This is a genomic window from Streptomyces sp. Ru62 (assembly GCF_002920615.1).
In the GTDB taxonomy this organism is placed as follows: Bacteria; Actinomycetota; Actinomycetes; order Streptomycetales; family Streptomycetaceae; genus Streptomyces.
Map to the genome: position 1 here is coordinate 125,908 of NZ_PQSU01000011.1, position 22,623 is coordinate 148,530.

Sequence of the window (22,623 nt, forward strand, 5' to 3'; positions counted from 1 at the left end):
CGGGGGCGGCCCGTGCGGGTGCGGATCAGTGGCCAGGGCGGCCCGCAAGGGATGGCGTGCCGTTACGGCAACGGGGCCGCCGACCGCCGGTCCAGCAACGGTTCCATCAGGTCCCCGTGGTCCTGAAGGCGTGCCGCCATGTCCTCCGCGTGGATCTCCAGCTGCCCCGGGCTGCGGCAGTCGGTCACCTCCTCCCAGGTCACCGGCGCGGACACCAGGGGGAGGCGGCGGGCGCGCACGGTGTACGGGGTGGCCGTGGTCTTGCGCGCGGCGTTCTGGCTCCAGTCGACGAACACCTTCCCCGGCCGCAGGCTCTTCGTCATCCGGTGCACCACCAGCCGGGGCATCGCCCGCTCGGCCTCCACCGCCAGCGCCTTCGCGTAGTCGGAGGTCCGTTCGGAAGAACTCCCGCGCACCGCCGCCAGCAGATGCAGCCCCTTCGACCCCGCGGTCTTCGGGTACGCCTCGATCCCGTCCGCCGCGAGCCGCTCCCGCAGCCACAGGGCGACCTCGCAGCAGTGCACGATCGTCGCGGGCGCGCCCGGATCGAGGTCGAAGACCAGCCGGTCCGCCTCCTGCGGGGACTGCACCAGCCACTGGTGGGTGTGGAACTCGGTGACGAGGTTCGCCGCCCAGACCAGGCTCGGCAGGTCCTGCACCACGACCATCCGGGCCGGGCTGTCCGCCGACGACCGCGGGACCTCGGCCGTGGTGACCCACTCGGGCGTACCCGGCGGCACGTTCTTCGTGAAGAAGAGCTGCCCTTCGGGGCCGTCCGGATAACGCAGGAAGGACACCGCCCGGTCACGCAGATGCGGCAGCAGGGCCGTGGCGGTGGTCGCGTAGTAGTGCAGCAGCTCCCCTTTGGTGAAGCCGGTCTCCGGATACAGCACCTTCTCCAGGTTGCTGAGCGCGACCCGGCGCCCCTCCACCTCTGTGATAGGCGTCATAGGATGACAATCCCAGACGAACCGGAAAAATCGGCAAAGGGAAGGGTGCGGCACGTGCGATCGATATGGAACGGCGCCATCTCCTTCGGGCTCGTCAGCATCCCGATCAAGCTGGTGAACGCCACGGAGAGCCACGCCATCTCCTTCCGGCAGATCCACACCGAGGACAACGGCCGCATCCGCTACCGCAAGGTGTGCGAACTGGAGGACCGCGAGGTCAGCCAGGGCGAGATCGGCAAGGCGTACGAGGACGCCGACGGCTCGATCATCCCGATCACCGACGAGGACCTCTCCCACCTCCCGATCCCGACCGCCCGCACGATCGAGATCGTCGCCTTCGTCCCGGCCGAGCGGATCGACCCGCTCCAGATGGGCGCCGCCTACTACCTGGCCGCCGGCGGAGCCCCCGCCGCCAAGCCGTACACCCTCCTGCGCGAGGCCCTCAAACGCAGCAACAAGGTCGCCATCGCCAAGTACGCCCTGCGCGGCCGGGAACGCCTCGGCATGCTCCGCGTGGTCGGCGACGCCATCGCCATGCACGGCCTGCTCTGGCCGGACGAGGTCCGGTCCCCGGAGGGCGTCGCCCCCGACACCGCCGTCACCATCCGCGACAAGGAACTCGACCTCGCCGACGCCCTGATGGACACCCTCGGCGAGGTCGACCTGGAGGACCTGCACGACGAGTACCGGGAGGCGCTGGAGGAGGTCATCGCCGCGAAGGCCTCCGGCGAGGCCCCGCCCGAGACCCCGGAGCCCGCCGCCGGCGGCAAGGTGCTGGACCTGATGGCCGCGCTGGAGAACAGCGTCCGAGCGGCCCGCGAGTCCCGCGGCACCCCGCCCCCCGGCGAGGAGGCCGAGGTCAGACCCCTGCGCCAGGGCCGGGCCGAGCCGAAGGAGACGGAGGGCAAGAAGTCGACGTCGGCGAAGAAGACGGCCGCCACGAAGAAGGCGGCACCCGCACGCAAGTCGACGGCCAAGACGGCGGAGGGCACGAAGAAAGCGACGAGCGCGAAGAGCACGGCTTCCACGAAGAGCACGGCGAATGCGAAGAGCACGGCGAACGCGAGGAGCACGGCGACGAAGAAGACGACGGCGAAGAAGACGGCGTCACGGAAGAGGTCGGCGTGAGGGGGACGGGGGCCGGTCTCGCGCGCACGTACTGACAGGCCGACACCGGCATCGCCGCGACGGACGACCCGGGCGGCCTCACCCTTCCTGATCCCGGCGTCGTGCACAGCGCCCGGTTCCCCTGCTCCCTCGACCAAACCGATCGGAAGCCGACGGACGGGCGTACGCCCATCCACCGGGCGAACCTGTCCGATTCGCGCTCTTTACTCAGACCCCTGCTCCTGCCGAACCTGCCCTCAGGGTCTTGGTAGCGCGAAGGGGGGAGGCGCCTGCCCGGGCGCCGGCGACGATGGATGCTGCCTCGACGGCCACTTTGCTGGCCGCGTTCACCACCGCGTTGGTGGCACTCATGGGCTACTGGATCAACCAGCACGCCAAGCGCCGTGAGCAGAAGAGCCGTATGTACGCGGAGGCGCTCCAGGTCATTCACTCGTACGAAGACCTCCCCTACCTGATCAGATGCCGCCCCGCGTCAGATCCACCGACCAGGGCGGCACTGGCCCAGCAGATCAGCGACGTCTTCACGAGAATCAACCTGCACCAGAACCTGCTGCTCATGGATTCCTACGTCGTCGGTCAGGCATACGCCGACCTGTTCCAGCAGACCCGCCGCCATGCCGGTCCACACCGCCTGGAGGCATGGAACACACCGCCCGTCGCGACCGACCCGGAAATGTCCGGAAGGGCGTACTTCCCCTACGACAACCAACCGGAACAGGAAATCTGCCTCCTGGCGATGCGAAGAGAACTGTCCCCCTGGGGATGGCTGCTCCGCCCCCACACCCACAGACGGATTCGCCACCTACGCCACCGACGCATCCCATGGTCCGAGCCCGACTTCATGAGAGAAACCCGGGCCAGACTCCTGTCGCCCCGGGGCGGAGGGGCCAACGAGTAGACCGGGTGCGAGTAGACCGGGTGCCACTGGACCAGGTGACGCGCAGACAGCTTCGCACCCCCTGCCTGCACGGCCCGTCCGAGCGAATGCCGCATCGCCGTCCCGTATGAGGTCACCGAGCGGGGAAGACGAGCCGCAGAACGATCTCGCCGTCATCGATCTCTCCGGTGGGCTCGAAGCCGAACTTCTCATAGAACGGCCACGGTTCGCCCTCGCCGGGATCGTAGCTGGTCAGCAGCTCGGTGGCGCCGTCCGCGCGAACAAGGGCGGCGATCTGGGTGAGGACTTCCCGGCCGATGCCTCGCCTCTGGTGCCGCTTGTCGATGAGGAGGCGCCAGATGAAGTGCCGACCTCTGTAACGACCGGTCGGCGGCTTCCATGACAGCATCACGAAGCCGACCGGCTCGTCACCGACGTACACCGCGCGGTACCAAGGATTCGCCTCCGGATTCTGTGCCGCCTGCTTGAGCGACTTGGACACGGAGGCGACGAACTGCTTCTGGTCACGTCGGACGCGGAGGGCACGAACGGCATCCCGGTTGTCGTCGGTGACCTCCCGCAGATGCACGCCAGGAGGCCTCATGCCACACCCCTTCTTCATGCCACGTGCTCCGTGAAGCGGTCAAACCCGCTTCAGCGTGCCGAGGTTGCCACCGAAGACAGCCGTCACCGCAGCCCGTAGAGGGTTCCTGGGGTCCCTGTGCACGACAGGAGGCCAGGTCACAGGGAGCACCGGCGGAGCCGCCGGACCACCACCCGCCCCTGGCTCAGGTGATGCGTTCCGAGTGCCCGTCGGGGAACGTGCAGCTGGGGCCGCGGTAGGGACCGCCCTCGCTGACCGTACCGCCCTGTGCCGTGCACTCTTCGGACGAGATGGACGGATACGTCGCTGCCTGAGCGGTGACGGCGCCGACGGCACTCATGCCGGCGAGCGTCGCGGTGGCGAGGGCGAGCCCAAGCAGTCGTCGTGTGCGCATGGCTTTCTCCTCTCGCGTGTCCCTGGCCCGGCCTGCGGGATGGACCGGAATGTGCGAGGGACGGCCTATTACTCAGAATGGGTGACGGTGAGCAGACACGCGAGTCGTGGCAGGCGGGCGCCGTGACATGCCACCGCAATGGCGGCCCAGCAGCTCGTGGGGAAGCGCTTCGGGCCGCCCGGCTACCGTGCTTCGCGCAAACGCAGTTACTCAGCGCGGCCGCCCCCGGGTGCCCAGGACGGGCGGGGGAGAGGATGCGACGCTGGAGTGAGGGGCCCGCGAGTGGAGGTCCGAGTGCGTCTCATCCGATCCAGGACCCTCTCCTCCGGCCTGACGTCCACGTCCCGGTGCGTGCGGCTCGATGGATGCGACGCAGAAACGTGCGGCCAGTCCATGAGCCCGCCGGCCGGGGGCACCACTCACCGAGCCTCGCCAGGCGGCCTCTACCGCGTGGATCCGGCCCGCCGGGACCCGGACCGCGCGGCCAACCCGGAAGGCAGGTGCGTCCCATGCGCACGTCGACCCGTATCGCCGGTGCCCTCACCGGCCTGACCCTCACCCTCGGCGGCGCGGTCCTCACCGCTCCCGCGGCCCGGGCGGACATCCCCGCCTGCACAAAGATGGCCGAACTGGCCGGTGCCACCGCTTCCGACTCCGTCACAGCGGCCTGCAGCCGTGGCGTGGTCGGAGACCTCCAGGGCTGTGTGACCGGGCTGACCGGGGCCGGAGTGGCAGGCGGCGCCGCGACCGCTGCCTGCCGGGCGGCCGCCCACGAACCGCGTTAGAGGAGCAGGCGGCAGCCGCAGAGAACAGGCGCGGCAGCCGAAGAGGACCACGCGGGCAGCAGTCCGCCGACGGTCAGACCGTTTCAGGCCCCTACGCCGGCGACGTCTGCGTGCCGCCTGACGGGACCCCGCAGGCGCTCACTTGACCGGTCGGCGCACGGCCGGACAACCGGTCACGCCGATGCACCCGGCGCGGTGGGCAGGGGCCGTTCGCATTTCCAATCCGCATGTGTTTCCCAGCCGTACTGACCACGAGCGTGGTTGACACTCGACAGGTGTTGCACAGGCGCACAAGGACGAAGAGTCCCGCCGGCCTCGATCGAGCCTGTAGGGGCCCACACCGCTGGAGTCTTCCTTCCGCGCGGGCGATGATCGCGCCGCTGTCCGCCCCGCCCCCGCTTCACCAGCCGTCTGAGCCAAGGCCGATCCCGGATCGGCATCGTCAACCCGCACGCGGCCACGGCCCTCCCCGGGGGACCTACGAGACGGCTGCCGCAACAGCACGACCAAGGAGCCGACCGGCACGGCGCATCCGCCGGTCGGCTCCGCCATGCTCCTGAACGAACCCGGGATGACTCCGTCGTTCGGCCCATCAAGGGCACAGGCCGCAACGCCGAAAAGGACCAAGCGGAGTCGCCGACCCTCGCGTTCCGGTACACCTTCGCGCCCCAGGCCGCCCGGATGACGGCGGTCCCGTACCCCGGCCGACAAGCCCGGAGCCCGGCCGACAGGCCCGGAGGAGATCCCGCATGCGCGCCTTCCTGCCCCCGACCGCCGTCACCACCGCCGCGCTGCTGCTCGTCACGGTCACCGGCACGCCTCCCGCCGCGGCAGACAACCGGAATCCCGACGGCACACCACTGGTCAAGGTGTCCCACGGCGACCCGTACGCGAAGTGCACCATCGGAGCGAAGTCCCCCGACAGCATCGTCTACCCGGCCACCGAGGTCGAGCCGTACCTGTCCGTCGATCCGCGCGACCCCAAGCGGGTGGTCACCGTGTTCCAGCAGGACCGCTGGAACGACGGCGGCGCCCGGGGCCTGGCGGCCGGCTGGACCACGGACGGTCGCACCTTCCACCGGAGCACCCTGCCGTTCAGCCTGTGCGCCCCCGGCGGCGCGGACTACGAACGGGCCTCCGACCCCTGGGTGAGCACCGGACCGGACGGCACGGTCTACGCCGGCGGGGAGGGCATCGACTTCACGAAGAGCACGCGCAGCGCCATTCTGGCAGTCACGTCCCGCGATGGGGGCCGCACTTGGCGGAACCTCACCACCACGCACGTCGACGAGCAGCCGTTCTTCAACGACAAGCCCTCACTCACCGCCGACCCGATCCGCAAGGGCACCGCCTACCAGGTCTGGAACCGCCTCGACAACGACCCACCCGGCCCCAGCTCCCTCGACGGCCCCGGCTACATCTCCGTCACCCGCGACGGCGGCCGCACCTGGAGCAAGGCCCGACGGTTCGTCAAGACCAGCAACGTGCCCAACACCCAGACCATCGGCCACCTGATCGTCGCCGACCGGCGCACCGGCACCCTGTACGACTTCTTCGACCGGATCACCTACTCCGACGACCTGAGCACCGTCGTCCGAGCCCGCTACCAGGTGGTCACCTCGACCGACGCCGGCAAGACCTGGAGCGCCCCGGTCACCGTGGCCCGGGACACCTCCGTACCGGAGGTCGACCCGAACGACCCCACCAAACTACTGCGCTCCGCGGCCACCCTGCCGAGCCCGGCCGTCGACCCCAGGACAGGCACGCTGTACATGGCCTACGAGGGCTCGGACTTCTCCGGCGGAAAGTTCGACTCCGTCCAGCTCGTACGCTCCACCGACGGCGGACGCACCTGGGGAACCCCGGTACTGATCAGCCCCAAGGGCGTTCCGGCCTTCTCACCGTCGATCGCGGTCACCGAGCGGGGCACGGTCGCGCTCACTTACTACGACCTCCGCTTCCTCACGCCCGGCAACACCACCACCCTGCCCACCACCTACCAACTGGCCACGCTGAAGCACGGAAACCCGAAGCTCCGCACCGAACGACGGATCTCGCGGGTCTTCGACTGGCTGCAGGCGCCGTACGCCGGGGGCTACTTCCTCGGCGACTACCAAGGCCTGGCGGCAGACGGCAAGGGAGTACGTGCGGTACTCACCGAAACCCACTCCGGCGCACCACAGAACCGTACGGACGTCTACACCGGCAGCCTCCGCACCCCCTGACCGACACGGACACCGCCGGCCGCCCCGCCCCCCCGTCCGCCGACGGCTGCGACTGCACGCTTCCGGAGCCGGGCTGGATCCGTATCGAGCCGGCCGAGACCCGCCCCCACGGCGGACGAGGCATGGACGGAGGTGCTGCTGACCCGCTACGCGAAGCGCCTCGATGGGCGACAGGACGTCGCCAACCGACGCATCGAGGACCTGCTCCGCGAGTACGAGTAAGTCACCTCCAGCCCCTTCGAGGCCCGGGCATGTGGAGCATGCGAGGGAGCGTCACAGCACGCGGTGCGTCGAGCGGGTCGCAAACAGTCCACACAGGCGCTCGACTGGGTCTTCCCAGCCGAGCGCTTTGCGTGGTGGGGACGTCCAGGCGCAGTCCGATGTGCAGCTCCTCCCGAGCTGTGCGAAGGGTGCCACGGGTGGGCACGGCTCCCTGACGGCACCGCGGCACCGCGGCACCGCGGCCCCGCTTCGTCCGGTTGGAACGTCTCGGGCGACGGGTTGGTGCAGCTCGGGACCGTTCGTCCCGAAGCGGCTGAACTGCTGGCCGAGCTGATCACGGCGGGACTGCAGGCAGAGCTGGACGGCTCTGAGAGTGAGAAGGGTGTCTCCCCACGCCAACGTGAAACGCCTGCGGCCTGAGCGGCCTCCGGACGCCGACTGTCGACGGTTCGAGCGTGCTCCTGTGATCAGTCGGCGAGGCCCCGCACGACATCGTTCCTGGCGCTGTCGTGCGGGGCCGCTTGCTGCCGTGGCCCACTTGGTCGGCGTGCCGCTCGGCCGGGACCGGCGCCCCAGCCCGGACGAGGCGGCAGGCCGACGTGTGACATCGGCTTGGGAAGCTGCGATCTCTTGAAGCTGCCTCGGGCGCTGACCTGGGCAGGAACGCCGGATGGTGCCTCGTCGACTTCGGCGGCTTTCACCGTAATCCCCGCTGTTGCCCGCTCGATCTGGTGAGGTTGTGGTGCGAGCCTTGGTCCGTCTGCGTCCGTCGATGCTAGTGAGCGTAGGCGTACAGCAGGACGATGACCACCACGACGCCCAGCCAGACGGGCATCCCGGTCCTGGTGAATCGGCCGCGGCTGTCCCTGGGCTGCGGCCTTCGACGCTTCGCCATACCTCCCCCTACGGTCGTGAGGCTCCTCTATGGCTCAGAGTGCGGTTGGCTGGAGCATGTAGGTAGAGCGCGAATCGGACACGGAGCATGGACGTCCCGTGACGATTGAGCCTCGACGCGCGGGGACTGCCGACGAACCTGAATCTGGGCGACATCGAGCCGCATCAGCCGCTGCTCAGCACGCTCTTCCAACTGTGTTGGGGGAGTGGTGGGGCATGTACAGGGGCATTCACTGCGTACATGGGCGGTTGGCCACCGGAGCCAGGACGCGTTCGGGTCTCGTCTGAACGGCCGTGAACGGGGCTGATGAAACGGAAGCCGAGACGGTGCCACCGGCCGGACGTCCACGTCCCCCAGGTGTTGCTCAGCCTGCCGGCGCATGGTCCGCCAGCGTGGCGATGTCAGCGGTGTCTTTGGATGGTGGGGCCTCGACGGTCACCGGCTGGTTGACGTCGAGGAAGGTGATGGTCAAGTCGAGTTGGTTGCCCTCGGCGCCGCCCCGGGGGTCGTTTGTGTCCCCCCGCATGCGGAACTGCTTGGTGTGGTTGTCGTTGTCGATCCACAGATCCATGGTGAGCGTGTCGTCGATGTGCAGCGCGATGAATTGATCAAGGCTCTCGATCTGGCGCTCCTGAGTCGTCTGGTCAGCGGCGGCATCACGGGCAGCGCGCAAGCCGCTACTGGTGACCGTTCCCCTGTAGTGAGTGGTTCCGGTGCCGTTGATCGTTTCTGTCCCGTTTTTCTGCAGGTCCTTAGAGGCGGCCAGCAGCGTGGACTGTACGGCTGGGTTCCCTTCAAGCTGGCTGGGCAGTACGCCGTGAGAGTTGTTGTCCACCGCGCCGCGGCCCCACGCGGCTGGGTGGGCTCGGTACCAACTCTTGCCGTCCAACTTCTCGGAGGCGACCGCACTCCCGCCGACATACATCACCTCGTCGACGAACCGGACCTCCAGACGGCCGTTCTCGCCCTGGTCGGCCGTGGTCATCTGCATACTCATGGCCAGCGGTTCCGTGCTCATGGAGGCCTCAGCCTCCAAACGGCCCCTCTCCGGCACGGTCCCGGTGATCCGGTAGTGGAGCGATGCGATGTCCTCGGAGTTCTTCGCCGCCTTCGCCACGGCCGCCGCGGGGGTCACCTCGGGCCGGCGCTCCTTCGCGGAATCACTCACGGAGCCTTCGCCACAGGCAACCGTTCCCCCGGCGAGCAGTACGGCGGCGAAGGCCACGCTCGTCGCTCTGCGCGGTACGGAACCACGCGCTGAAATACCCATAATTCCCCCGGAGTCAGGCGTCCAAGCCACACCAAGACCGGGAGCGTATCCCGGAGGCGCGTCCGCTGATCCGATGGGTACCCATGAGCGTGCTCAGGCTTCGGCACATACCTCAAGTCCACGGCGTGATTTCGCGGCCCTGCTGAGCGGTCGGAGTCTCAGCTCGGGAAGCCGCGATCATCTGGTCCGTTCAGGCGCTCACCTCGGCAGATGGCTGGAGAGCCGTCTCATCGGCCTGACTGCTTTCACCGTGGTTCCCGCTGTCTCTGGTGCGCTTGTGGTGCGGGCGCTCGGCCCATCGCGGGGAACACCACCGCAGCCGGCGGAGCTTGCTGTACCCGGAAGCCTGCGAGGTGCGGCGGAAGCAAAAGGGCGGTTCACCTGTCCCGCACCGCCGGAATGCCTCGAACTGCATGGGGAGGGCGTACACGTAGTTCAAGATCGCTTCCGTGAGCGGTCCGCAGCGAACTCGCTGATGGCGGGGTCTTTAGGCACTCCATGTGAAGCCCCCCGTCAGGATTCGAACCTGCGCACACGGCTCCGGAGGGGGATTGCCTTGCAGGCATCGTCGCCGGTCACAGCCCTGTAGGCGGCCGTTAGCCGAGTATGGGTCCGCACATGGTCCACAGCTCGTAGCATGCGCATGAGCATTGCTCTGTTAGAGCGGCGGTGCTGCCGTGCGAATCGTCGAGGCTGCGGGGGCTACGTGAGGACCATTGGAGCACTGCGCGGTTGCGCGGAGAAGCACCTGCAGACCTACACAGATCCCCGGGGGCCCAGAGCCTTCCGCACGTATGACTGGCAGGGCGATCCGGAACGACTGAGTCCGTTGGACTGCTTGGCGCCAGCCCTACTGAGCGTTCGTATGGGCTATAAGCAGGTCGTACCGTTGTTCCACCCTGACGGCCCGGGGGCTGAAGTCCTGCAGGCGATGGAAGCGGTGCTTGCGGATAAGACGTGTAAGACAGCGGACTTCTTGGACGTGACGCTGGACCCGTCGACGGGACCCTGGTCTCTGGTCGATCGAGCACTGGTCGCGACAGGTGAATCCGGCGGTACGGGGCTGCCCGACTTCAAGGCCGTTGCCGTCACCAAGATCCTTCACCGCAAGCGGCCGAACCTAGTGCCGATTTTCGACAGCAGCATCTACCAGTTCTACCTCGGCCAAAAGCCAGCTCCGGGAGCCTACAAGGACACCCCTCGACGCTTGTGGCCACTCCTGCAAGCAGACCTACGCCGTCATCGGGATTGGATCCAAGATCTAATCGTCCCCATTCGTACGCCTGACGAGAGGCCTCTCAGCCTTCTTCGAGCGGCAGACATTATTGTCTGGGAGCACACGGCCAGCGGATGCGCCGCGTGACGGTGCCTTGCTGACACTTGGGGGGCATGTTCGTCGTTGCGTGAGTGTGCCGGGCGCGCGTCTTCTACCCTGCTGATGGTGTCGTTACCTGGACGCAGGTGTCTGTTATGCAGCAAATCTGGGGTAGTGAGCGTCGCCGGACGGCGATTGGGCGGATGACGCTGTCGGTGCCCGCTCGTCAAGCGCTGGCGGACCGCCAGTTGGTACCTGAGCGGACGATCCTCGACTACGGCTGTGGTCGTGGTGACGATGTCAGAGCTTTGCAGCAACTGGACTGCCAGGTGGCTGGATGGGATCCGTATTACCGCTCCGACACGCAACTGGTTGCCAGCGACGTGGTGTTGCTGACCTACGTACTCAACGTGATCGAGGATCCGGCGGAACGTCGGCAGACCTTGGAACAGGCGTGGGAGCTGACCTCGACGCTGCTGGTTGTTTCAGCCCGGCTGACGTGGGAGAAGTCAAAGGTCCACGGTCAGGAGTACGGTGACGGCCTGCTCACGAGCCGACAGACGTTCCAGCATCTATATGCCGCGAGTGAGCTGCGGGAGTACGTGGAGCAGGTGACCGGCGCGCGGGTGGTGGCGGCTGCGCCAGGGGTCGTCTACGCGTTCCGGGACGAGGGCGCCCGGCTGAGCTATCTGGCGCAGCGTGTGATCCCAGATGCCGAGTGGCTTGCTTCCGAGGACACTGCCTCGGCGGTAAGTGCGGTGGTGGACTTCTTCGAGCGTAGGGGACGTCCGCCGCGGATTGAGGAGATGCCGCGGACCGTTGCGGAGCTGTTGGCTCACCTGCGGCCCGGCGAGGTCAAGCGCCTGGTGCGGGATGGTGCTGATCCTGAGCGGGCCAATGCGGGGGCTAAGCGATCGACGCTGAACACGTTGCTCTACCTGGCGGTGGAGCTCTTCAACGGCCGTGGACCGTTTGGCAGTCTGCCAGTGGGGCTGCAGCAGGACGTACGCACGTTCTTCAGCTCCTACAAGGAGGCGTGCCAGCGGGCTGACCGGCTGTTGTTCAAGCTCCGCGACGACGGCTATGTACGCAGTGCCATGAACGCCTCCGTTGCAGGCAAGGTGACACCGACGGCGCTGTATGTGCATCGACGTACGCTGGAGCGGATCCCGACGGTTTTGCGCTTGTACGAGCACTGCGCTTCGATTGCTGCCGGTCGCCCGGAGCAGTGGACAGTGGCAAAGCTCAAGCACCAGGGACGAGCGGTGTCGTGGCTGGACTACCCCGACTTTGACAAAGACCCGCATCCGCGGATTCGGTCCTCCTACATGGTGGACTTGCAGACGCTTCAGGCATCCCACCTCTCCTATGGAAACTCGGCCAATCGCCCCTTGCTGCACCGCAAGCACGAGTTTCTGGCACCGGATGATCCGGACGTGCCGCGATACCGCCGGTTGACTGAGTCTGAGATGCGGGCGGGGTTGTATGAACGGCCGCACCTGATCGGAACCGAGAACGGCTGGGAGGCGGAGCTCGTCAGGTGCGGCCGGCAGCTGCGAGGGCACCGCCTGGTGCGTCGCACCGAGGCTTAGGGATGGTCAGTCTTCCTCGGGCTGCATGTGGGCGATGGTCTCGGCAATAGGCAGCGGGTCGAAGTCCCTCGCCTGCGGAGGGAACCAGGAAAACCGCAGCCCATTGGCCGCCACATCATCGGGAAGGCCCATGGCCTGGAGCACGTGGCTAGGGGTGTAGGAGGCGCTAGTGCACGCCGACCCTGTTGCAATGGCAACCTGGTCCTTGAGCCGAACGATCAGTGCTTCAGCGTTGAGCTGGTCGAAGGAGACGTTGAGGATGTGCGGCACGGTGTGTGACTGATCTCCGTTGAGGCGGAAGCGCGTCTTGCCGAGTGCTTGCAAGATCTGCTCGCGCATCGCTCGCGCTTCGCGCTCCCAGTTATCCCGGCTCTCGTGGAAGATCTTCGCGGCCTCATAAAGGCCCATGATCAGGGGGACGGGGAGGGTTCCGGGGCGCAGCTTCCTCTCCTGACCGCCGCCGAACATGATTGGTTCCAGCGGCACCTTGTCCCAGCCGCGACGTCGTGTAATGAGCGCTCCGACCCCCTTCGGCGCGCCGATCTTGTGGCCGCTGATGCTGATCAGGTCGATCGGGGCTGTCAGATCACCCGGGACCTTGCCGTATCCCTGGGCGGCGTCGACGTGGAGGTAGGCCGGCGTCGTGCGCAGTTTTTCGGCGAGCTCGGCGACGGGCTGGATGACTCCGGTTTCGTTGTTCACGTGCATCAGCGACACGGCGAGTGTGTCGGGTCGCAGCCGCTCCAGTACCGCCTCGACGGAGATGCGGCCGGAGGGTCCGGGCTGGAGGAAGTCGACCTCGAAGCCGCGAGTTTCCTTCAAGTGCAGGAGAGGTTCGATGACGGCTTTGTGCTCGATGGCAGAGGTGATGATGTGCTTCCTGCCGGTCTTCTCGCCATGTGGTGCTAGTCCAAGCAGCGCGATGTTGTTGGACTCCGTCGCCCCGCTGGTGAAGATCACCTCTTCGGTCTTGGCATTGACCGTGTCGGCGAGGAAGGAACGAGCTTGCTGTACCGCCTTCTTGGCGCGGGCTCCATACTCGTGGGTGCGGCTGCCAGCGTTGCCGAAGTCTTCCGTCATCCAGTGTAGGACGACGTCGGCGACCCTCGGGTCCACCCGTGTCGTCGCCGCCACGTCCAGATACGCCACCACGGCGCTCACCCGCCTCTGTGCCCGTTTCACGCCACTGCGTACGTCAATTGATTAACGTACACGCTGCACTCCTGCCGCACGAAACCGTGTGCTGAGCCTGTGCGCAGCAAGCGTTGCCTGGGGGGTGCTAACAGCAGGCGGCGTCTGCTTCTTCCTGCCGGCAGCAGGCTGTGTGCCTACCTGGGGCACCGTACGTCTCGTCTCACGCACGGGTACGTTGAAACGTGGGCCACGTACGTTTCCCTGGTCACGTACGCTACAGTTTCGCTGTGCAGACTGAAGCGGCGAGTAAGGTTGCGGGGCGGGCTGTCTCGCGAGCGTCAACTGGCTTTGAGTACACGTTCCCTGCCATTCGTGGAGTGCAGGCGGGGCGGGAGTTTTACGCCTCGATGTGTCCTTTGCGGCTGATCCCCAAGATCTTCCTCTTCGACGAAGATGATCTTTCGGCGGAGCTGAGAGCCCAGCGCGTCTTGAACAAGGGTCGGCTTCCCGCGCTGGCCCGGTACATCCTGGACAACCCGGACGACTACGTCTTCAGTGCCCTTACTGCGTCGGTTGACGGTGACATGGTCTTCGAAAGCCAGGGAGACGAAGGCTCGGCGCACCGTACCGGACAGCTGCGCATCCCCATGGATGCGCGCTTCCTCATCAATGACGGGCAGCACCGCCGTGCCGCCATCGAGCTCGCCCTCAAAGAAGAACCTGACTTGGGGGATGAGACGATCGCGGTGGTCTTCTTCCATGACGCGGGTCTCGCTCGGTCGCAGCAGATGTTCGCCGACCTCAACCGGCATGCGGTGCGGCCGGCACGCTCCATCGGCGTGCTGTATGACCACCGGGACGTCAACGCCCAGATCACCCGTTCCCTCACGGAGTGCTCCGCGGTCTTCAAGGGCTTCGTGGAGATGGAGAAGAGCACCTTGTCGGCCCGTTCCCGCAAGTTGTTCACCCTCAGTGCCCTGTACTACGGAAATCACTCCCTGTTGCAGGGCCTTGAGCTCAAGCAGGACGAGGCCACTGCCTTGGCCCAGACATTTTGGGAGACCATTGACGCGGCGCTTCCCGAGTGGGCTCTGGTCCGCACGAAACAGCTGTCCGCTCAGGAGATGCGCCGGGACTTCATCCACAGCCACGGCATTGCCCTGCACGCACTCGGTCGGGTCGGCAACGCGATCCTTCGCGAGACCGCGAAGCCCGCACAGTGGAAGAAACGACTGATGCCCCTGAAGGACGTGGACTGGACCCGGTCGAACACGGACTGGGAAGGGCGGGCCATCGTTGGCGGCCGCGTCTCCAAAAGCCATCAAAACGTGACACTTACTGTCAATTACTTGCGAAAGCGTCTGGGTCTGGAGCTGAGCCCGGAAGAGCAGCGCGTGGAAGACGCTTACCTGCGAGGCGATGCATGAGTACCATTCCATTGAACCTCCCGATTACCCCCGTACGACGCAAGCCGTTTAATGGGCGATCACTGGACGAGGTCACTGGCGAGCTGACGGCGGAAATCCGCGAGCTATACACGGCCGACCAGGTCCCCTGGGTCATCGGCTACAGCGGGGGTAAGGACTCCACCGCGGTTCTCCAATTGGTATGGATGGCCCTGAAGGACCTGCCCGCCGAGCAGCGCACCAAGACCGTCCATGTCATCAGCACCGACACCCTCGTAGAAAACCCGGTCGTGGCCGCCTGGGTGTCCACCTCGCTGGAGACGATGGAGCAGGCGGCCCGCGCCCAGAGCCTGCCGATCGAGCCGCACCGCCTGACTCCGGAGATAAAAGACACGTTCTGGGTCAATCTGATCGGCCGCGGTTACCCTGCTCCCCGCCCGAAGTTCCGATGGTGCACCGAACGCCTCAAGATCAAGCCGTCGAACGCCTTCATCCGCAGTGTCGTGGCAGCGCATGGCGAAGCGATCATGGTGTTGGGCATCCGGAAAGCGGAGAGCCAAGCCCGTGCCCGTGCCATGGAAAAGCATGAGAAGCGGCGGGTGCGTGACCGGCTCTCACCGAACGCGAACCTCCCCAACTCCCTCGTCTACAGCCCTGTTGAGGACTGGACCAACGACGACGTGTGGGAATTCCTGATGCAGAAGCCCAATCCCTGGGGCTACAACAATCAGGATCTGCTCACCATGTACCAGGGCGCCTCCGGTGACGGGGAATGCCCCCTCGTCGTCGACTCCACGACCCCCTCCTGCGGCTCCAGTCGCTTCGGATGCTGGACCTGCACCCTCGTCGAGCAGGACAAGTCGATGTCCGCGATGATCCAAAACGATGAGGAAAAGGAGTGGATGCTGCCCCTCCTGGATCTGCGCGACAAGCTGGATGCACCGTTCGGCTACTACCAGGAAGGCGATGCCGACCTGCCGCCTGGCCGCAAGGCACCCTTCCCGCGCCCGGACAAGCCGGCCCGTGACTTCCGCCGGATGAACGGCACCGTGATGCTGTTCAACGACGATGCCATCCACGGCCCGTACCTGCAGTCCTACCGTGAACAGTGGCTTCGTGAACTGCTGGAAGCGCAGACCTGGATCCGTGCCCACGCTCCGGAGCACGTCCGCAACATCGAGCTGATCACGCTCGACGAGCTGCACGAGATCCGTCGCATCTGGGTGTTCGACAAGCATGAGGTCGAAGACAGCCTTCCGCGGATCTATCAGGACGCCACGGGGGAGCCCTTCCCGGGCGGCCCGCTTGATGAGCAACTCGTCATGGGATCCGACGAGATGGATGTCCTCAAAGAGGTCTGTGAGGGCGACGACCTGCACTACGACATGGTCCGCGAACTACTGGCCGTCGAGCGCAAGTACCGCACCATGGCACGCCGCTCGGGCTTGTTCCAGGCACTGGAAAAAGCCGTACAAAAGGGATATTACGAAAATCACGAAGATGCGGTCGAATTCGCTGCACGCAAGAAGAAGTGGCGCGACGACATCGCCGAGAACCTGACCTTCGACGACGAAAACGAACTCGATGCTCCTGCGTAAGATCACCCTCGAAGAATTCGGGGCCTACCGCGGAAAGCAGTCACTCGACCTCACCCCAAAGAAGAACAAGCCGATCATTCTGATCGGCGGGTTGAACGGGTGCGGCAAGACGACCCTGCTCGACGCCATCCAGCTGGCGCTCTACGGCAACCGCGCCCGGTGTAGCGGACGCGGCGCCAAGGCCTACGAGACCTACCTGCGCGAGAGCATCAATCGCAAAGCTGACCCACAGCGCGGTTCCGCCATCACGCTTGAGTTCACCATCCTGACCGACGGTCAGGAGCATTATTACCGCGTGGTGCGCAGCTGGCATATCAGTGGCAAAACTCTCAAGGAATTCCTCAACGTCTACGTCGACGAAACTTACGGAGAGCGCGCCAAGTCGCAACGCACTGGTGATCCGGACTGCAAGTTCAACCGACTGCTGAGCGAAGGTTGGGCCGACCACGTCGAGTCCCTGCTCCCGTTGGAGATTGCATCCCTTGCCTTCTTCGACGGTGAGAAGATCGAATCTCTCGCTGACCCCGAGCGTGCAGCCTCCGTCATCGAATCCGCGGTGCACTCGCTGCTCGGTGTGAGCACCGTCCATCAGCTGCGCAACGACCTTTTGGCCCTCCAGCGGCGCCAGAAGCTGTCCGACGAAGAGCAGCACCTCCTGGACAAAATTCGCGCGCAGGAAGCCGAACGTGACGCCGTCCTGTCCGAGTACGAAGTGGCCCATCAGGAGTTGGGCCAGTGGCGCACCGAGCTGGGCAAAGCACAACGGACACTGGACAGTCTGGAGGCAGCCTTCGAGAAGGAAGGCGGTCACCTGTTCACCCGGCGCGTGGAGTTGGAGAACGACAAGAAGCAGATCGTTGCCCGCCTGGCGGAAGTGCGGGCCGAGCTGACGCAGATGGCTTCGGGGCCTCTTCCGCTGCTCCTGGTTACCCCACTCCTGGACAACCTGCGTGAGCAGGCGGCAATTGAGCAGGAGGCACGGCAGTCGGCGCAGGTGCTGCAAGTACTGGAGCAGCGTGACCAATGGCTGCTGGATCTGGTGCCCGACACTGTGCGCGCGGATGTCCTCAAGCAGCTGGAGACCGACCGGGCTCAGCGATCCGAAAAGACCGACCTTGCCGTTGACCTTCGGCTCCCGCACGACGCCCTGGCCCAGCTCACTGTCCTGGACGAGCTCCTGGAACGGGACACAGCCCGCTCCGCACAGCTACTCACATCAGCTGCGGAGCTGACCGAACAACTTGATCAACTTGATCGGCAGCTGGCCGGGGTTCCCGCCCATGACAAGGTCGAGGCTCTGCAGCGCTCTCGCGACGAGCAGATCGTGGAGGTCGCCCGTGTCCAGGCTGCCCTGGACCGTGCAGTGGCCAGGCTGGAGGAGCTCAAACGGCGTCGCGAATACGTCACCACGCTACTTGAACGCGCGCACAACGAGTTCGTGCGCACGAAGGTCAAGGCTGAAGAAGTCGAGCGGATCATTACCTATTCAGAAAAAGCCCGTAAGACTCTGGAACGCTTCGCCTTGGCCCTTCTGCAGCGCCATATCGGCAAACTCGAGACGGCCGTGCTGAAGAGCTTCCAAGAGCTCATGCGTAAGCAGGGCTTGGTGCACGGCCTGCGTATCGACACGGATAAGTTCACCCTTACCCTGGTCGATGGTGACGGTGAGCGAATCGATCCGAGCCGCCTCAGCGCGGGCGAACGCCAGCTCCTGGCGGTGTCACTGCTGTGGGGCTTGATGCGGGTGGCCGGCAACCGGCTGCCCAGCGTCATCGACACACCCTTGGGCCGGCTCGACAGCCGACACCGCGAACACCTCGTGGACCGCTACTTCCCCAACGTCAGCAACCAGGTCCTTCTTCTGTCCACCGACGAGGAGATCGACGAGTACCTGCTGGGCCGCCTGAAGAAGTCCGTTGCCCACACCTACACGCTCGTCCACGACGATACGGAGTTCACCACCAGCGTTGTCGAGGGCTACTGGTGGAACGCAGGAGTGCAGCATGTCGGTTGACAACGTCCGCCTGTCGCAGCCGGCCAAGGACCGGTTGGTCTATCTCAAGCGCACGACCGGCATCACCCAGTGGAATGTGCTGTGCCGCTGGGCGCTGCTGCTGTCGCTGAAGGACTCCTCCACCCCCCTGGTGAAGGACATTGTCACCGACTCCAACGTTGAGATGAGTTGGAAGACCTTCGCCGGCCAGTACGGCGACCTCTACCTGGCCCTGCTCAAACAGCGCTGCGTCGCCATAGGCGAGGAACCCACCGACGACAACATTCAGCGCCTACTGACCATCCACCTGCACCGCGGCATCGGTTACCTTGGCGCCGACAAACAAATGGCCACGATCGAAGGACTAGTTGGCGCCGTCGTATCAGCCTGACGTTCCTCTGTTCGTTCCCCCAGGAAGACCGTCCTGGGGGATCGGTGTATCTGGGCTGCGCTGTCGGCAGAGCGCTGCCGATGTAGAGCCATCCGTCCTATCGCTGTCAGTCCGTCCCGACCGGTCTCGCCCGGGATGCCAGACGGTGGGCTGGCGCTCAACCCTCGCGCCCGCAAGTCGCGGCGACTCCTCCGGTTATGCCGCTTTCCTCCTCGCGGCCCGCGGATCACGCCATTGTCCCGGTGTGCCGCACCTTCTACTGCAACTGGCGCGGGGCGACCTTCGTGTGGTCATATTGTGAAAGGTGTAATAGTCAAGCAGCTCTGGGGGGTGGGTGAGGTGTTGCGGTCCCAGCTGGGTGGGGCAGGAGTTCGAGTCGCATGGGATGCGACAGGGAGTCTGGCGAAGGTCGGGCCGGGCGGTCGTCACCCCCGAATGTGCGGTGGTCGATGGCTGCTTTTCCTGCGGGTGGCGAGTCTTGACTGAGACGGAGGGTCGCTGGCGCCGCCCGTGCAGGGGTTGGCTGCTGTCCGGGTTCCCTGGGGAGTCTCGGGCTGGATCGCAGGCCGGTATCCAAGGGCAACCTTCCGGGAGCCTCGTGTGTCAGTGTGATCGTCTACGCTAATTTTTCACAATCGAGTGAAGGTGCAACCTGCGGGGGCGCTGACGCGTCTGGGGGAGAAGGTCGAGCATCAGTGCATCATCTATACGCCAAGGTCCCTAGTGGCGCTCAGTCGCGATGCGGCATCCGTGTGCAGATGAGTCGGGCCAGCTTGCCCGCGACCCGATCGCATCGCGCGAGCGGTCTTGCTCCATGGGGCACGGTCGGGCTGAATAGTTCCCTGCACATGGGCGAATGAGGGACATTGGCCTTGAATACTCTCTCGCATAGCCGCTACTCCATGCTGGACGTAGACGAAGCGCCCGAAGCTCCCGGTCTGTATGCCTGGTATGTGAGTTTTCGGGCGAGTCCGCATGACTGGAAGATGCAACCAAGCCCCCAGGGCGATCAAGCCATTGACGGCTTCCTGCGGTTGCTTAGAAGGTATGCGGGCTACTACGAGCCGCTGCCCATTTCCTTGCGTGGACGCGGTTCCTACGGCGCCGCATGGGAGGGCGACCTCGAACTGGATACGCCGCTGCGTCAACCCGATGAGGAAGCCGATAGTTCCCCCGCGGAAGAGGACAAGCGACTAGCGATCCTCATGGACTCGCTGGACAGTCAGGAGCGGCGACGGGTGATGGCCACCATCTTGGAGATGGCCGCCCCGGTGTTCTCCTCACCGCTGTACATCGGCGTGGCGGAGAACCTGCGTGAGCGTCTGCGCACCCATCGCCGTGACTTCACCAAGGCGTACGACTGGCTGCGTGAGCACCCTGAGGACGCCGCGGAGGTTCGCGCGAAGGGAAAGACGTTCGGCGCGCGAGCAGCTGCTCGCAACATGACCATGCGTCAGCTTGAAGCCTGGGTGATTGATCTGGGCGATCAAGAAGACGACGCTCTGACGCTCAAGCATCTGCGCCACACTGCACAGTCAGCAGAGTGGCTGCTGCACCGGCTGTACGCGCCGATTCTCGGAAGGCAATAGGGAAACGATGTTCGGCTCTGGAACCAAGCTTACGTTCCGCGACTACGTGCAGGGGACGTGGGGCACGTTCACCACGCCGGCGGGCCGGGTGGACTACATCATGACCAAGGCACGGCTCGGCGAGGAGACCGACGATCCCGAGCGTCAGCTCACCAAGAGCCTGGCTCCCGTCCGTGAGGTCATGGAAGCCGGCGACCTGGACTTCAACCAGCTGCTGCAGCGTGACCTGGACGATCACCGCGTGGCGGTCAAGTTGATCCCCTACCTGCTGGATCTCAAGCCGACCGGTCCTGCCTTCCTGCCGCCCATCGTCGCTGTGCTGCTGCCCTTCCGTAGCAAGCGCCCCTCATACTTCGAACCGCTGGGCCAACCCAGCGTGGTCACCGATGACGGCGCCCAATGGCAGCAGGAGCAGGCCGGCACCGCGTTCCAGGTCCAGCGCCTGGTCGGAGCCAACGATCGTCTGCACCCGGCCAGCGTGGGCAAGTTGTGGTGGAACAAGACCGAGGCGCAGCTAGTTGTCCTCGATGGCCAGCACCGCGCCATGGCTCTCTTGGCTATCGAACGTACGATGACCAAGAGCTGGCAGAACTCCGGCGGTGCCCGTTTTCGCTCCTTCTACGAAAACCAGGTCCTCCAGGCGCTCGATGACTTCGGTGATGTCGACCTCAGCCGCATCGAAGTGCCGGTGACCGTGTGCTGGTTCCCCGACCAGACCGGCGAGGATGCCCGGCCCCATGAGGCTGCGCGCAAGCTGTTCGTGGACGTCAACAAGGAAGCGCGTCCGCCGTCGGAATCCCGGATCATCCTGCTGTCGGACGCCGAGTTGAGCAATGTGCTCACTCGCCGCGTGCTCAGCGAGCTGCGCAACGACAAGAGCGACTCGCTGCTGCCCATCTATGCGGTGGAGTACGACAACCCCGAGGTCAACTCCACCAGGCCGGCCCGGTGGTCGGTGCTGACCAACATCCACTTGCTGAAGTTCGCCGTCGACCGCTGCGTCTTCGGCCCTCCCAAGTACCTGCGGAACGTCGCCCAGAAGATCGGCGGCCGGCTCAGCCAGGCGGAGCTGGACGCTTTTATGCAGGAACAGCTGGGCCTCGACCACCTCCTGCGAGACCAGCTTGAGGAAGGCGGCGTCACCTACCAGCGCGACAAGATCGGCAACACGGCGTTCCCCTTGGGCTGGATGGACGCCATCAGCGACCAGTTCGCCGCCACTTGGGGCCGGGCGATCCTCACTCTCCTGTCGCGTACTGCTCCCTACGCAGCCCATGCCACGGCGCTGACGCAGCTGAAGGAGGACTGGCACATAGACGACACCGGCCTGACGCTTGCCCACGACGCCCTGTTCAGCGGGGTGGGTGTGTTCTGGACGCTGCGCGACAGCTACGAGCACTACCTGGACGAGAAGACCGCGGGCAGGAAGACGACCAAGTCGGATGTGATTCGGGCCTGGGAGGCGCTTAAGGGACGGGAGGAGATTTTCGAAACCTACCGGGCCCAGGCATATCTGGACTCTGGTCGCAACGCCGCGCTCAAGCAGTCGAAGGCTGCCTACGCCGTGTTCAACACCCACGCCTGCCAGCTAGGCATGATGATGACCCTGGGCTCGCTGTGGGAGCTGCGCAAGGCTCAGCCCGGCGGCGCCGACATCAAGGACCTGCCGCAGTTCGCGGAGGCGCTGGTGAAGGCGTGGAACGCCTACTTCGCTCTGGAGGCGGGCAAAGCCAAGGACCGCAGGCTCGCCTTCAACAAGAACGAGATCGCCCACCCCTTGAACCAGATCGCCAACATGGATACCCCTCAGGCGGTCTACTTCCGTTACTTCTGGTTGCAGATACTGGACACCCCTCAGGCGTGGACGCACGTCTCCGACTGGTTCACCGACCGGACCGGATTCGAAGACAAGCTCGGCACTGCGCGGGGCCTGTACCTGAGCCTGTGCCAGGACCAGCAGCTGAAGGCACTCAAGACCAGCCGGCCCGGCGTTGCCGAGACGAAGCTGCGGGGGGAGGCGGAAAAGGCCGCTCGCGCTGCGCTCGGCCGCGCCCTGAAGGAGTGGTTCTACGGCTCTGACGAGCCGTACCAGAAGTGGCTGGCGCAGATCGACCAGCAGGGCGTGCTCGCGCAGGAGACGCAGGATGCGCTCGCGGAAAGCGAAGACGGTGCAGCCGGCGCCGAGGAAATCGAAGACGGGCCGGTGACCAGTGTGAACGATCTCCTGAGCGAATGAGCCGTGCCCGGCGGCTAGG

The 22,623-nt window shown here is 65.6% G+C and carries 17 protein-coding genes; 12 read left to right on the plus strand and 5 right to left on the minus strand.

The window, feature by feature from the left end:
* Nucleotides 1-62: 62 nt before the first annotated feature.
* Complete coding sequence (gene ligD / locus C3492_RS16785) at nt 63-950, minus strand: non-homologous end-joining DNA ligase (RefSeq protein WP_103812565.1); 888 nt, start codon at nt 948-950, stop codon at nt 63-65.
* A gap of 54 nt (nt 951-1,004) precedes the next feature.
* Here ligD and C3492_RS16790 point away from each other — a divergent pair, with 54 nt between their 5' ends.
* Nucleotides 1,005-2,078, plus strand: coding sequence for a Ku protein (locus C3492_RS16790; RefSeq protein ID WP_181140406.1), 1,074 nt, complete (start codon nt 1,005-1,007; stop codon nt 2,076-2,078).
* Nucleotides 2,079-2,367: 289 nt separating this feature from the next.
* Entirely contained in the window at nt 2,368-2,976 is a 609-nt protein-coding gene (locus tag C3492_RS16795) for a hypothetical protein (protein WP_103812567.1), read from the plus strand.
* A gap of 112 nt (nt 2,977-3,088) precedes the next feature.
* Here C3492_RS16795 and C3492_RS16800 read toward each other — a convergent pair whose 3' ends face one another.
* Both C3492_RS16800 and C3492_RS16805 read right to left on the minus strand, forming a co-directional pair.
* On the minus strand, nt 3,089-3,544 hold the full coding sequence (locus C3492_RS16800) for a GNAT family N-acetyltransferase (protein WP_103812568.1): 456 nt from the start codon (nt 3,542-3,544) through the stop codon (nt 3,089-3,091).
* Between the two features lie 199 nt (nt 3,545-3,743).
* Nucleotides 3,744-3,953: a hypothetical protein gene (locus C3492_RS16805; RefSeq protein ID WP_103812569.1), complete on the minus strand. Its 210-nt coding sequence runs from the start codon at nt 3,951-3,953 to the stop codon at nt 3,744-3,746.
* 509 nt (nt 3,954-4,462) lie between these two features.
* Here C3492_RS16805 and C3492_RS16810 point away from each other — a divergent pair.
* Both C3492_RS16810 and C3492_RS16820 read left to right on the plus strand, forming a co-directional pair.
* The gene (locus tag C3492_RS16810; protein WP_103812570.1) at nt 4,463-4,738 is read left to right on the plus strand and encodes a hypothetical protein; all 276 of its coding nucleotides are present in this window, start codon (nt 4,463-4,465) and stop codon (nt 4,736-4,738) included.
* Nucleotides 4,739-5,487: 749 nt separating this feature from the next.
* On the plus strand, nt 5,488-6,963 hold the full coding sequence (locus C3492_RS16820; protein WP_103812571.1) for a sialidase family protein: 1,476 nt from the start codon (nt 5,488-5,490) through the stop codon (nt 6,961-6,963).
* Nucleotides 6,964-8,444: 1,481 nt separating this feature from the next.
* Here C3492_RS16820 and C3492_RS16830 read toward each other — a convergent pair.
* Nucleotides 8,445-9,350, minus strand: a complete 906-nt coding sequence (locus C3492_RS16830) for an LppX_LprAFG lipoprotein (protein WP_181140407.1) — start codon at nt 9,348-9,350, stop codon at nt 8,445-8,447.
* A gap of 643 nt (nt 9,351-9,993) precedes the next feature.
* Between C3492_RS16830 and C3492_RS16835 the strand changes: the two genes are divergently transcribed.
* Together C3492_RS16835 and C3492_RS16840 are read left to right on the plus strand one after the other, a co-directional pair.
* Entirely contained in the window at nt 9,994-10,713 is a 720-nt protein-coding gene (locus C3492_RS16835; protein WP_258055738.1) for a DUF6308 family protein, read from the plus strand.
* Between the two features lie 107 nt (nt 10,714-10,820).
* Entirely contained in the window at nt 10,821-12,257 is a 1,437-nt protein-coding gene (locus C3492_RS16840; protein WP_103812574.1) for a DNA phosphorothioation-associated putative methyltransferase, read from the plus strand.
* A 6-nt stretch (nt 12,258-12,263) separates the two neighbouring features.
* Here C3492_RS16840 and dndA read toward each other — a convergent pair whose 3' ends face one another.
* The gene (gene dndA / locus C3492_RS16845) at nt 12,264-13,418 is read right to left on the minus strand and encodes a cysteine desulfurase DndA (protein WP_103812575.1); all 1,155 of its coding nucleotides are present in this window, start codon (nt 13,416-13,418) and stop codon (nt 12,264-12,266) included.
* Nucleotides 13,419-13,678: 260 nt separating this feature from the next.
* Between dndA and dndB the strand changes: the two genes are divergently transcribed.
* The 6 genes from dndB to C3492_RS16875 all read left to right on the plus strand — a co-directional run bounded on the left by dndB (nt 13,679) and on the right by C3492_RS16875 (nt 22,604).
* Nucleotides 13,679-14,818, plus strand: a complete 1,140-nt coding sequence (gene dndB / locus C3492_RS16850) for a DNA sulfur modification protein DndB (protein ID WP_103812576.1) — start codon at nt 13,679-13,681, stop codon at nt 14,816-14,818.
* The gene (gene dndC, locus C3492_RS16855) at nt 14,815-16,395 is read left to right on the plus strand and encodes a DNA phosphorothioation system sulfurtransferase DndC (RefSeq protein WP_181140409.1); all 1,581 of its coding nucleotides are present in this window, start codon (nt 14,815-14,817) and stop codon (nt 16,393-16,395) included. The genes dndB and dndC overlap by 4 nt, the downstream gene beginning before the upstream one ends.
* Complete coding sequence (gene dndD, locus C3492_RS16860; RefSeq protein ID WP_103812577.1) at nt 16,382-18,409, plus strand: DNA sulfur modification protein DndD; 2,028 nt, start codon at nt 16,382-16,384, stop codon at nt 18,407-18,409. Before dndC ends, dndD begins: the two co-directional genes overlap by 14 nt.
* A complete protein-coding gene (dndE, locus tag C3492_RS16865; RefSeq protein ID WP_103812578.1) occupies nt 18,399-18,779 on the plus strand; it encodes a DNA sulfur modification protein DndE in 381 nt (126 codons plus the stop codon). The genes dndD and dndE overlap by 11 nt, the downstream gene beginning before the upstream one ends.
* Nucleotides 18,780-19,681: 902 nt before the next feature.
* Nucleotides 19,682-20,368 carry a GIY-YIG nuclease family protein gene (locus C3492_RS16870; RefSeq protein ID WP_146075693.1) on the plus strand — a complete coding sequence of 229 codons (687 nt, stop codon included), beginning with the start codon at nt 19,682-19,684 and terminating at the stop codon, nt 20,366-20,368.
* 7 nt (nt 20,369-20,375) lie between these two features.
* Nucleotides 20,376-22,604 carry a DNA sulfur modification protein DndB gene (locus C3492_RS16875; RefSeq protein ID WP_103812580.1) on the plus strand — a complete coding sequence of 743 codons (2,229 nt, stop codon included), beginning with the start codon at nt 20,376-20,378 and terminating at the stop codon, nt 22,602-22,604.
* Nucleotides 22,605-22,623: the final 19 nt, after the last annotated feature.